A 13,259-nucleotide genomic window follows, 5' to 3' on the forward strand; every position below is an offset into this window, starting at 1 on the left:
TTATTTTGAGATCACTTGAATTGTTTCCTTTACTTTTTCCGCTATGGACCTGGCCTTTTGGAGATCACTGTTCACTATGGTTACGTGGCCCATTTTTCTAAAGGGCCTTGTTTGAGCTTTTCCGTAAATATGTGGGGTAACTCCCTCCATCCGCAATATAGTTTCCATATTTTTATATACCACGTTTCCTGTATGGCCTTCTGCACCTACCAAGTTCACCATTACTCCTGCAACCTTACTGTCCGTATTCCCTAACGGTAAACCTAAGATACTACGAATATGTTGTTCAAATTGGTTGGTATAGCTAGCCTCAATACTGTAGTGTCCGCTATTATGGGGTCTAGGGGCTACTTCGTTAACTAGGACATTATCTTCCTTGGTTTGGAACATTTCAACGGCCAGGAGTCCTGTAAGTCCTATTTTATCCGCTACTTTCAATGCTAATGCCCGTGCCTTTTCCGCTACTTTATCATCTATACGTGCCGGGCAAATGACATATTCTACCTGGTTGGCTTCTGGATGAAACTCCATCTCCACCACTGGGTAAGTCTTTATTTCACCTAAGGCATTTCTTGAAACGATTACCGCCAACTCATTTTTGAACGGCACCATTGTTTCTGCAATACATTCTCCCTTGGGTAAATCCTTTAAGTCCTCAATGCTTCTTACGACCTTTACACCTTGTCCGTCATATCCAAACTGAGCAACTTTCCATACAAAAGGAAATTGTAAGGCGCCATTTTCAATACTGTCCTCAATTTCGCTTAAATAGGCAAACCGTTGAAAATCTGCCGTAGGTATTCCGTTATCAACATAAAACAGTTTTTGTTTTGCCTTATTTTGAATTATGCGCAAGGCCCTTGGCTGTGGATACACTTTTTTGCCCTCGTCCTCTAACTGTTCTAAGGCATCAAGGTTCACGTTCTCTATTTCTATGGTTAGTATATCTACATCCTTTCCAAAATTGTATACCGTATCATAATCCAAAAGGCTTCCTTGTACAAATTCATTGCAGGACATTCTGCAAGGTGCATCTGCCGAGGCATCCAAAACTTTGGTATAGATATCCCATTTACGGGTCTCATAAAGCATCATCTTGCCTAATTGGCCTCCGCCTAAAATTCCAAGTTTAAAATCTGAAGAGAAGTAATCCATATAAATATTGCTTTTAGGAGTTTAAAAACGCCTTAAGTGGCACAAAAATACGGTTAAATCTTAGAAACCAATTCCTTTCTATTTAAAAACACAGGCCAATACCTTATCTTTGCCAACCTTGATAATTTAAGAAAATTGATACAACTTCACGACAAGATTTTTACGCCGTACCTGAACGAAACGGAAATACAACAGGCCGTAGCGTCTGTTGCCGAAAAGATTGCGGCAGATTATAAGGATGAGACTCCTATATTTGTTGGGGTCTTAAACGGGTCGTTCATGTTTGTGTCAGATTTTCTAAAGGCATACCAGCACCCTTGTGAAGTATCCTTTGTAAAATTAAGCTCTTACCAAGGCTTGACCTCAACCGGAATTGTAGAAACCCTTTTGGACCTTCCTGCTAATCTTGAGGGTCGTAGCGTTATTATTTTAGAGGATATTATAGATACGGGACGTACGCTTCAACAATTGGTTCATCTTTTTTCAAAAACCAATGTAAAAGAGTTTAAGATAGCAAGTCTTTTTTATAAACCGGATGTATATAAGGGCGAGTATACCATAGATTATTTTGGATTGGCCATACCTGACAATTTTATTGTGGGTTATGGACTTGATTACAATGAACTTGGAAGAAATTTAAAAGAAGTATACCAACTAAACCAGAAACATATGATCAATCTTGTACTCTTTGGAAAGCCAGGTGCGGGTAAAGGTACCCAGGCAGAATTCTTAAAAGAGAAGTACAATCTAAAACATATTTCTACGGGAGATGTCTTTAGATATAATATTAAAAATGGAACGGAACTGGGCACCTTGGCCAAGTCCTATATTGATAAAGGAGAATTGGTGCCGGATGAGGTTACCATTAAAATGTTGCAGGAAGAAGTAGAGAAAAATTCCCAGGCAGACGGATTTATATTTGACGGTTTTCCAAGGACTGCTGCGCAGGCAGAGGCTTTGGACAATTTTTTGGAATCCAAGGATATGGCCATCAATGCCACAATTGCCTTGGAAGCCAATGATGAAGTATTGATAGAGCGTTTGTTGGAACGCGGTAAAGTAAGTGGTCGTAGCGATGACCAGGATGTTTCCAAGATCAGAAACCGTTTTGATGAATACAATATCAAAACAACCCCGGTAAAGGAATTTTATGAAGCACAGGGCAAGTTTTACAGTGTAAACGGCATAGGAACTATTGCGGAGATTACCGAGCGTCTTACCAAAGTAATCGAAGAGATAAAATAACATTATTCCATTGGTGCCCCATCAAGGCACCAAAAGGAGTGAACAGCACTAAAATCAATGACCGAAGGTAATTTTGTAGATTATGTAAAAGTAGGTTTGGCCTCTGGTAAAGGGGGCAAGGGATCAGTACATCTACACCGTGAAAAATTTATTACCAAAGGCGGACCTGATGGAGGTGACGGTGGACGTGGAGGCCATGTGATCATACGGGGTAACCAAAATTTGTGGACCCTAGTTAATTTTAAGTTCAAGAAGCATTTTAAGGCGGGTCATGGTGAGCATGGTAGTAAAAGCCGAAGCACCGGCGCAGACGGTGAGGATGTGTATTTGGATGTACCTTTGGGTACGGTGGTCAAGGATTTTGAGACCAAAGAAGTCCTTTTTGAAATTACGGAACACGGCGAGGAAAAAATTATCTTGAAAGGTGGCATGGGCGGACGAGGAAATTGGCATTTTAGAAGTTCAACCAACCAAACACCTAGATATGCCCAGCCAGGTGAGGATGGACAAGAAGGAGATTTTTTATTGGAGTTGAAAATACTTGCGGATGTAGGTTTGGTAGGTTTTCCCAATACCGGAAAATCTACATTATTGTCGGTTATAACTTCGGCTAAACCTAAGATTGCAGATTATGAGTTTACGACTTTAAAGCCTAACCTGGGTATTGTGGAATATAGGGATTTTAAGAGTTTTGTCATGGCCGATATTCCCGGTATTATAGAAGGTGCTGCAGAAGGTAAAGGTCTGGGCCATTACTTTTTAAGGCATATAGAACGCAATGCAACTTTGCTTTTCCTTATACCGGCAGATAGCAATGATATAAGTAAGGAATATGAAATCCTGTTAGATGAATTAAGACGTTACAATCCAGAATTGTTGGACAAGGAACGATTAATCTGTATTTCTAAATGTGATATGCTTGATGAGGAACTCATGGAGGAAATGAAGGCGGAACTCGATAATGAGTTTGGTAACACTCCGTTTATGTTTATCTCTTCTGTGGCCCAAATAGGAATTGTTGAATTAAAAGACAAACTTTGGGCAATGCTTAACGATTAAGAATCTTTAAAATGAAGCAGTATTTAAAAAATATTGTTGAAATTAACGATAACAAAAAAAGTAGGGTATTTGCTTATTGCATACAAGCATTAATATTTATTTCAATAGTGTCGTTTTCCTTTGAAACGGTTCCTGACCTTAAACCTTTTACCAGAAAAGTGCTGCGGGCCATAGAAATATTTTGCGTAGTCGTTTTTTCCATTGAATATCTATTACGGATTTATGTGGCTGATCATAAGGGAAAGTTTATTTTCAGTTTTTATGGCATCATAGATTTTTTGGCAATACTGCCGTTTTACCTTTCGCTTGGTATTGACCTAAGGTCGTTAAGGGCATTGCGTTTCCTTAGGCTGTTTCGTATTCTTAAATTAATGAGGTATAATAGGGCCATTAGACATTTTACAAAAGCTATTTCCATGGCAAAGGAGGAAATACTATTGTTCTTGATCGTTACCTTGATCTTAATTTATTTTTCTGCCGTTGGAATTTATTATTTTGAGCATGAAGTGCAACCAGAAAATTTCTCATCTATATTTGATAGTCTTTGGTGGGCAATAATAACACTTACTACCGTTGGTTACGGGGATGTTTACCCTATAACCGCAGGGGGCAAGGTGTTTACCTTTTTTATCCTAATGATCGGTTTGGGTATTGTTGCCATTCCAACGGGTATTATCTCATCTGCACTTACAAAGTCTGTTGACAAAAAAGAAGCTGAATAAAAATTACGGCCCCTTATTTAGTATTTGGGGATAAAATTTTAATAGTCCCTTAATCGAATAGCGACCTAAAAATCAATTTCACGCATATATTTTCTGTAATTTTAAGAAATTGCAACGGTATGAGAACTTTACTTTTTAGTACATTATTACTCCTTTTTGCCTCTTGTGGGTCTATAAAGGTCAACTATGATTATGATGGACAAACGGATTTTACTTCCTATTCCACCTATAACTATTTTGGGGATATGGAGACCGGTCTTAGTCAATTGGATGAAAAAAGATTAATGGATGCTTTGGATGCCACACTGGGTGAACAAGGATATATGTTTGCCGAAGAGCCAGATGTTCTTATTAATATTAAAAGTACCGTTTTTAGTACCCAACAAGGCAATAATGTCGGGGTTGGTTTAGGTGGTGGTGGAGGTCGCGTTGGTGGCGGAGTTTCTATAGGTATACCTGTTGGCGGTCCAAAAATGACCAGAGAACTTCAAATAGACTTTGTTGATGCCAATAAGGACATGCTTATTTGGCAAGCTATTAGCGAAAGCCCTTTTCGTGAAGGCGATACACCTGCAGAAAAGTCTGAGAAATTACAGGCAGTTGTGGACAAAATTTTTAGCAAGTACCCACCAGAATAAAATTATTTAACCCGAACAACATAGGTAGCAATAGGTTCATTATTCGCAGTAATGTGTACATCATATAAGCCTTTCCTATCAAAATATTGCACCAGGCCCATTACGTTTGCTTTTCGTTGTACTTCTGAATTGATGTCTATTTGATTGCCATATTTGTTTATCAATACTTGTAGCTTCCCAGTGAAGGTTTTGGGAACTTGAATGTGAAACGCAATACTGTCCCCTTTTTTTATAGAACTATGCATTTTTTCAGGTAGGACAGGTATTAATGATTCTCTAAAGGCTTCTTTATATATAACAGGGCCTTCTAGAAATTCCGTAAAGGATATATTCGGTTTTGGATAGGAATTATTTGGTATTAGGGGGTAGTGGTTTTTAATGAACAATGTTGGTTCGGCCAGATAATAACCATCAAAATATTGTGAAGAAAATCTTGGCGTTCCGTTATCTATTATAGTTTCCCCAGCAGACCAAGTGGCATCGCACACGTACCATTTGCCTCCTATTTCAATGCTGTTCCAAGAATGATTGGGCATACTATTTTCAGTTAACTGTAATGTAGGCGTGCGTCCATAGCCGTCAATTATTGTACATCTAAACCCCGCCAAGTTGGCCATTTCCTTTACCAAATAGGCGTACCCTGTGCAGGCTGTTTTGCGCTCGTTTAGTAATTTATGAAAGACTTTAGGGGTAATAGTATGGTTCCACTTTAGAAAGGCGTCCCTGTCCTTTGCAAATCTCTTTCTCTTATTGCTTATTTTAAGGTAGGATGCATAGTCATTTTCTATTGCGGTGCCGATCCAAGTGTATATTGCCCTAAATTTTTCTACGTCCGTTTGTAATGTTGACGTCAAATGATGTACAAGGACAGGTAGATTTTTAAGACTACTGTCCTTGTACACATGGGCTATACTATCGGCCTTTTTAAAATCTACCAATATAAAATCAGCACGCTGGGCATGTAAAACATTAGCAATAAAAACGATAATAAGGAAAGTGACCCTCATTATTTAAAAATGGCAATGAATTTTTGAAATATATTTTTCTTACTGGTATATGTACCGTCAATAACCACTTCGCCCATAAGTTCAACATCATAGGTATCAAACTTTAATTGAATGTCAATTGTTGAGGTCTTACTTTTTTTAATGGTATATTCTTGTGTTTCATAACCAAGAAAACTAAATACTAGAACATCGTCTACTTCCAATTGATCGGGGAATTCAAACTTGCCGTCAAAATCTGTTTGTGTACCAACAGTAGTGCCCTTAAGGATTACGTTTACACCGGGTAGTGGTTCGTTAGATTCATCTATAATGGTACCAATAACCAAATATTGTTCTTGTACTGTGGAAACCTTGCCCGTGTTGTTAACAACATTAGCGGTAATTTCCGTTTGCGGATTGGTAAGTGCAGGCTCTTGGGCACTGATTTTATTCGTGCACAGCGCCAATAGGGAAAAGCCCATTATACCTATACTTTTAGAAACTAAGGTATTGTTCATTGGTAGCGTTTTATATTTATAGGTCCTCAATTGAGATGGTTTAAAGCGGCCACATGTTTTACTTGTGGCAGTGGATAGGTAACGCACAAGTTCCTTATCGGTAAATTGGGTAAAATCAATAACTTCTTTTTGGCAACTTGTACAGAACCCTCCAATTTCAGTACTGCTAAAATTAGTAAATTTTTCATTGCATGGTGTGCTCAGGCCAATGGTCATATTACGCTTCATAATTTGTGGTTTTATAATTGTACCCCTAATCTATCATATTACCAAATCACTCGAAACTAACAATGAGTAAAGCTGCACTTTGAGTGAGTTTGCAAGCCTATTACTTGTCATATCTTAAAATTAAATGGCTCGTTACATTCCGGTAGTTGAGAATATAGTATTCTAAAACGTTTTTATATCGTTTATTTAAAACAATGCGTAAAAAGACACTATTTACTTCGACTTTAAAATCTAATTCATAAAATGAAAATTTTATCTTTTTACAGCAGGTTTGATAGTATTTTCCAGCTATAATGAGGAGACCATAACTACTGAAGAAGTTTAAAAAGCTCTAGGTTATATACCGGCAAAAATGGATACTGTCCAAAATCGTAAATCTGATTTATATTCTATTGAAAATAGAATTTGGATGAGATTACAGAATTACCCGATGATCGAAGAAGCTTTTATCCCATAAAAAAAAGGCACTATTTGTAGTGCCTTTTTTTGTTATAAAATTATGTGATTATTCCACTTGTACACGAATACCCTCACTATGGCTTTTGAACTCAGGGGCGTACATGCTTTCAATAGTGGTTATGCCATTACTAAAGTTACCTGCGTTGTTTACGCGTACATCATATTCAAAAACAAAGTTGCCTTTTGGTAGGTAATCAAAGAAAAAGTTAGTGCTGGCATCCTTGGTACTTTCATAATAACCAAGTCCGTCTTGCCATTTATAACTGGAGAGTACATTTACCGGTTCAAAACCGGCAGCTCTCATATCTTTCATATGAACAAATTCCATTGGCCTGTCAGATGACAATTCTATTCTTATGCGAACCAAGTCTCCAACCTGTAACAAAGTATCGTCCTTTACTTCTGAAATGACCTCGCCCGTAGGGGTGTTTTTCTTTAAGAAGATTTTTTTCTTTAAAGCAAGTGGAGTGTTTGCACCGGTAATGTTGTCCAAATCCTCAAAATATTGCCAGTATAAAGCTCCCCAAGCTATTCCCTTACCTTTTTTATTTATCTGGACCTCACCCATTTTTGGGCTAATTTCGTTACCGTTCCATGATGTTTTGAAATATCCGGTACCGGCTTCTATTTTAACATCTTCCAATGTTGAAGGATTAATGGGATTGCCTCCAATTTCAACATCAACCGCTTCGGAAACGGATAACCAATCATTGCCTTTAAGCAATAGGGCGTATATAGCTTCTGTAGTGGCCTTGGTGGTGCTCCATTGGTTGGTCTGCTTGTGTTTGAGCAACCAAATTTTAAGATTGTCCAAAACTTCTACATCCGTGGGCGTTACTTCAGAAAAAGCTTCGATCAGTAATGCTTGTGTCTCAATAGGGGCTTGATACCAAAACCAAGAACTGGTATTGTTTTTCCAGTACATTCCCAAATCATCACTAACAATACTATTCTCTTTTAAAGCGCTCAATATTTTAACTGCTGTTTTGGTATCGCCCATACGGTGCAGGGCCAATGCCAACATGCCTTGTGCATATAACCCTTTTTTCTGCCAATATTGTTGTGCTTGTGTTACATAATAGGTTATTATTTTTTCTACTTTTTGAGAAGTTGCCACATCCGGGAAAAAGCTTCTCATGTATAAGTAATGAACCTGATATATACTTAAATGATCATCATTGATATTTGAGTAATTTCTTAACATTCTCTCATGTTCCTTTACAAATTCCGTATCTAGATATTCTAGTGCATTTATGATTATCCTATTGTTATTTGTTTTGTTAAGCGCACTGACGTTCAAATGCTTTAATTGTCCAAAACCGGTAAGAATATGTTGTGTTATATAACGGTTGTCCGGACCTCCTTTAAACCAGGCCCAGGCGCCATTGGAATTTTGGTTTTGGGTTAGTTTTCTTAATGCGATGCCTTCTTCGTTTTTCATCTTATTTAAATTGAACAAAAGGCCTATCCGTTTTTTTTGTTCCTTTTCTGATTGTGCATCACGCAACCATGGGGTTTCCTGAATAAGCAATGATTTTAACTCTTGGTTTTTTTCAAGATTGCTCATCAAAATATCTTCATTTGCCCATTGATCGAATACATCGCGAATTCTAGGGTTACTGTTTGCAATATGGCTTGCCAATGTGTTTGCATAAAACCTGGAGAAAATCTGTTCATTGCAATCATAAGGGTATTCCATTAAATAGGGTAGGGCCTGTATGGCATACCATGCAGGATTGGAGGTCATCTCCAAAGTCAGTTTATGGTGTTTTAGTGTTGTAGATTGGTCTGTGTTCTTTAATTTGTTCAGGGTAAAAGTTTTAGATTGATTGCCTCTTATCCACATTGGTAACGTTTCAGTCACTAAAGTTCTATTGGAAAGAACGGGCAACATATTTTGTTCCCCATCTGAAAATTCACCGGTTTGTGCAATTATTTTATACTGAACGGATTGTACCCCTTCTGGAATCTTTAACTGCCATGACACTTGAGTGTTGTTAAGTGAATCTACCCGAAACGATATGTCCTGATTGGATTCTGATAGCACATCCATAGAAATATCCTTGTTGGTTAATGCATCCGTTAACGCCAACGTGGCTTTCCCAGAAAGCTTTTTCGTAGTTAGATTGGCAATCTTTGTACTGATGGTAATTACGTCTCCCTCCCTTAAAAACCGTGGGGCATTGGGAACGACCATTAATTCTTTTTGGGTAATCGTTGATAAATTGACAATGTTACTTTGTAAATCTGCTGTATGTGTAAGCAATTGTACATTCCATTTTGTCAATGCTTCTGGGGAATTAAAGCTAAAGGTTACATGACCGTCCTTATCTGTGCGAAGATCTGGGAAAAAGAATGCGGTTTCCTGTAAATTTTTGCGAATAGCAACCTGTTGTGGTTGTACCGTATTCTGAGTAGTTTCCGTATTATTCTCTGCTGTCGCCTCACTCTCTTCTTGTATTGTATTTACACTGTCGGGAATACCACTTCCAGTGATAATTACCTCATCTAATTTAGCATTGGAATCTTCAAGGCTTGAAACCATTGGGGCAGACTTTTGCGCATACCCTTTTCTGCTTTCATAGAAACCATAATTGATTCTGTTTAAATTAAACCCAAACCAATTGAGTTCATCAAAAATTAAGGATGAGTAGCTAATATTAGGGTAACTGAGATAGTTTTTAAAACTACCCGTTGCAAAACTATTTTGGGCATTTAATCTAATCCTTGAAAAATATGTGGGACGATCAAACGGATTAAAACTCCAATTATGGGTTGTAAACTGGTCAAGAGAGCTGTCGTACATGCTTGCCAAAAGTTCTGCGGCAACTTTATCACCTTTGTTTCCCTTTATTTTGAACGACCACGTTTCATCCGTACCGGGAGCAAGTTTATCCCTAAAGGTCAAGGTTTCTATTTGTAAATCTGTGTTTGGGTACGGTACTGGTATAATTAAACTTTCCGCATGAAATGAATTTTTATAGGCGTATCTATAATGCACTGCAAAACCACCCAAATCTTTTTTTGTTACGGGAAGTGTTATTGTCTTTGATGTACTAAGGTTGATCAGCATTGAGTCCACAATTTCATGATCTTTTTCAATATAAACCATTACATCAAGTTCGTTGGCATTCGTTAAAAATGTAATTTTCGCCTTTTGGCCAATGGCATATTTCGGTTGATCAGTTTTAACCTGAAACAATTGGTTATCCGCCAATTTGTTGTCATTATCGGTAAGGGTCAATTGTGCTATATCTTTTACGGGCTGTCCAAACTTATCCTTCGTTTCCAGTTCCATTACATAATTGCCCGACCGCCATTTCTTTAATTTATCCAGGGTTATGGTAGTTGTGTTCGCAGTATTGAAATTGGTTTTCCATACCATTTTTTCTTTTTCCCATTGAGCAGGGTCGTCTTCATTTTTGTAAGCATCATACGGATATAGTTCCTTAAACTCCTGTTCCGTAAACCCACTATAATCTGGGGCTGGCCATGGTCTGGAACGTAATACATTGGTAGGTGCTTGTAATTTATAAAGTTTAATGGTACCGGTAGACGAAACTGGCATACCATTTAAATTGGTGCTCTTAATACTGAACTGGGCATCTTTAGTTTCCTTATCCAATACCTTAGGAAGCAAGAGCTTTACATTTAATACATGATAACCTACCTTGACAGTTGTAGTAGCGCTTCGGGTTTCACCGTTAATATCCGTTACATCGGCAGTGATTTCATAGTTAAATATGGGGAGGTCTACCTTGTTCATGCTTTCATCGGGCAAAGCCTTAAAATGTATGGAATAATTACCATTATCGTCCGTTATGGTCTCGCCCTGTACTATTTCCTGTGGTGTATTTTGGATTTGAGGCCTACGCCAATAATACCAAACGGGTAGGTCAACAATTCTTTTGACACGGTATACGACCTTTGCATTGGTAATGGCGCTGCCCGCATAAGCCATGGCCTTACCTGTTACGGTTATACTATCGTTTACTTTATAGCTGTCGCTGATCGGTTTAAAGTCCGTTTCAAATTTTGGTCGTTTGTACTCTTCAACGGAAAGTGGATGATAGCCATTAATTTCAATATCGTCCGAATAAATTTGTAGCGCATACCTTCCCGTAAGTCCATCATTGGGTAATACAAACTCACCTGAAAAAGAACCATAGTCATTGGTAACCTTCATTTGGCTTGATATCATTTGGCCATTGGCGTTAAAAAGTGCTATTTCTAGGGTAGTGTCCGTAATAATACTTGAATCTCCATTGCTTTGCTGTACCGCGATTCCTTTAAAATATATGGGTTGCCCAGGCCTGTATATACTTCTATCGGTAAATAAAAAGCATGTGTTGGTTTCGGACTCATTGGTGTCATTATAACTTCTGCCTAAATAATAATTGTCAAAGTAGGCTGTTTCATTACTCTTTGTAACGATTATATTGTTATTGCCCCATGTATCCTTGTCTTTTTTTATTGTTATGTTTCCTAAATCATTGCTGGTAAAGGTTTCGCTTTTTTGGGGTGCATTATAATTTTTTCTGTAATGAAAGGTAACGGTTGCCCCGGCAATGGGTCTGCCGTTATTGCGGTCCAGAACATGATAGGTTTGGTGTGTATTGGTTTGTGTTTCGTTTACCGCAAAATCCGTTACCTGTACTACTTCATAACTGTAAGCAGATGCTTTTGAATCTTTAGGCTGTAGAAGAACTATATATTGACCATTGTTCAATGCTGGTATTGAAATTTCAGTACTATGGGTCTGGTGGTCATTTTCCGTGGTTAAGGCGGCATTCCATGATTGCGCTATTGGTAACGTTGAAATCAGTGCTAATTTTTCGTCCTCATTATATAGCTCATTCAATTTTTCCAACGCTGTTCTTGAAATAGAATGCGCCGTTAACTCAATATGTTCAACGTTTTTATAGGTTACCAATAGTCTACCCACCGTGTTGTTTGGAATATATTTTTCATACGTAACATGTACGAATGGAGTGGTAATTTCATTTTTAAGGGCGATAGATTTTTCTGCAGCCCTGCTATTTGGAAATTTGGCAATAATCTCATCACAAATTTTTACGGCTTCCTTTAATTTCCATTGGTGTTCATTGGCAGACCGTGGATTGTACAGTCCTCCTATTTCCTTGTATCGTTCGGCAATTTCATAGAGGTACAAACCTGCATAAGGACTATTACGTATTCCGTCAGCCGTATTTTTTAAAACATTTATCAAAATTTCATCCTTGTTGGAAAAAGTAGCATGTTTGTGGGTGTACAATAGACGCTCAATATCTACTAAGGTCAGGGGCGCCAGATCAGGATTGCCAAAGTGAAAGGCCGTTAACTGACGGTAAATTTCCAACGCTTTAGATTGCAGTGAAACCGATTGTTCCTTATCAATTTCCATTGTACTAAATGTATATGCATCACATAACATTTCAGCGGTATTGATTTTAAAAACTTCTAACGGTTTTTGAATGCTGTTTTCACTTGTGGTGTAAAAGGATAATGCCGTATGGGCCAACAAATCAAAAAGTGTAGGCCTGAACGTGCTAGAATTTTTTTCCTCTTCCAATATCGTGCTAAACGTTGCAATGGGAGTAGCCTGTAAATCTGCCGGATTCGCCAGGGAAGCTTGAAAATTTTGATCTATTTCCTGAAATAGTGTGTGCAAGTCCCACGTTCTGAAATCTACCGTATCCACTTTTTGTGCTGTAGTAGTACGATTATAAAATCGATACCTGTTCGCTTGAAAGTATTGCCAATAAATGTTTGCCAGATAACTATGGAGAATATTTTTGACGACACCATTAGAATCATCGATTTCCATTTTAAAATCATTGACAATACTTAACTCGGCATCTTCCTTTAAGGTTAGCCCATACCTGGATTTATGCAGTAGGGCCTTTATAATTTGAGTTTTATTGCCTTCCTGTTTTGCTTTTTTGGAAATGGACTCTACAAGTTCAAGTGCGGATTTGGTCAAATTGTCGTCCTGCAATTTTTCTACTTGTTCCCAAAGGGTCGTATAGTCATCATTTTGCTGTGCATTGCCAATTTGGGCAAACAAAAAAATACCGAGAATGATATGTAGTCTTTTCATATATGTAAAATTACAATACAAAACTGTGCCAAATTTATTATTCAATCAACCTAAAATTAGTAAAAGGTATTTTTGGGTTAGTAAGCTGTTCTTTAAAACTGACCACTATTGTTTTAGGGCTGTTGGCAGTTCATAAATCGTTAAAAGTA

Annotated in this window: 8 protein-coding genes; 4 read left to right on the forward strand and 4 right to left on the reverse strand. The window is 37.9% G+C overall.

What is annotated here, in order from left to right; translation table 11 throughout:
* Entirely contained in the window at positions 1 to 1,155 is a 1,155-nt protein-coding gene (locus tag JM81_RS15085; protein WP_144804638.1) for a 5-(carboxyamino)imidazole ribonucleotide synthase, read from the reverse strand.
* Between the two features lie 135 nt (positions 1,156 to 1,290).
* On the opposite strand from JM81_RS15085, the gene JM81_RS15090 reads away from it, so the two are divergent.
* From JM81_RS15090 to JM81_RS15105, 4 genes are all read left to right on the forward strand, one after another.
* Positions 1,291 to 2,400, forward strand: a complete 1,110-nt coding sequence (locus JM81_RS15090) for an adenylate kinase (protein WP_144804640.1) — start codon at positions 1,291 to 1,293, stop codon at positions 2,398 to 2,400.
* A 57-nt stretch (positions 2,401 to 2,457) separates the two neighbouring features.
* On the forward strand, positions 2,458 to 3,459 hold the full coding sequence (obgE, locus tag JM81_RS15095) for a GTPase ObgE (protein WP_144804642.1): 1,002 nt from the start codon (positions 2,458 to 2,460) through the stop codon (positions 3,457 to 3,459).
* Between the two features lie 11 nt (positions 3,460 to 3,470).
* Positions 3,471 to 4,181, forward strand: coding sequence for an ion transporter (locus JM81_RS15100; RefSeq protein WP_144804643.1), 711 nt, complete (start codon positions 3,471 to 3,473; stop codon positions 4,179 to 4,181).
* Positions 4,182 to 4,300: 119 nt separating this feature from the next.
* Complete coding sequence (locus JM81_RS15105; protein ID WP_089259414.1) at positions 4,301 to 4,819, forward strand: DUF4136 domain-containing protein; 519 nt, start codon at positions 4,301 to 4,303, stop codon at positions 4,817 to 4,819.
* A 2-nt stretch (positions 4,820 to 4,821) separates the two neighbouring features.
* Here the strand turns inward: JM81_RS15105 and JM81_RS15110 are convergent, their stop codons facing one another.
* The 3 genes from JM81_RS15110 to JM81_RS15120 all read right to left on the reverse strand — a co-directional run bounded on the left by JM81_RS15110 (position 4,822) and on the right by JM81_RS15120 (position 13,110).
* A complete protein-coding gene (locus JM81_RS15110) occupies positions 4,822 to 5,826 on the reverse strand; it encodes a transglutaminase domain-containing protein (protein WP_144804645.1) in 1,005 nt (334 codons plus the stop codon).
* Positions 5,826 to 6,551, reverse strand: a complete 726-nt coding sequence (locus tag JM81_RS15115; protein ID WP_144804647.1) for a carboxypeptidase-like regulatory domain-containing protein — start codon at positions 6,549 to 6,551, stop codon at positions 5,826 to 5,828. The genes JM81_RS15110 and JM81_RS15115 overlap by 1 nt, the downstream gene beginning before the upstream one ends.
* A gap of 505 nt (positions 6,552 to 7,056) precedes the next feature.
* On the reverse strand, positions 7,057 to 13,110 hold the full coding sequence (locus JM81_RS15120) for an alpha-2-macroglobulin family protein (protein ID WP_144804649.1): 6,054 nt from the start codon (positions 13,108 to 13,110) through the stop codon (positions 7,057 to 7,059).
* Between the last annotated feature and the right edge of the window lie 149 nt (positions 13,111 to 13,259).

It is taken from the genome of Maribacter sp. MAR_2009_72, assembly GCF_007827235.1.
Lineage (GTDB): Bacteria > Bacteroidota > Bacteroidia > Flavobacteriales > Flavobacteriaceae > Maribacter > Maribacter sedimenticola.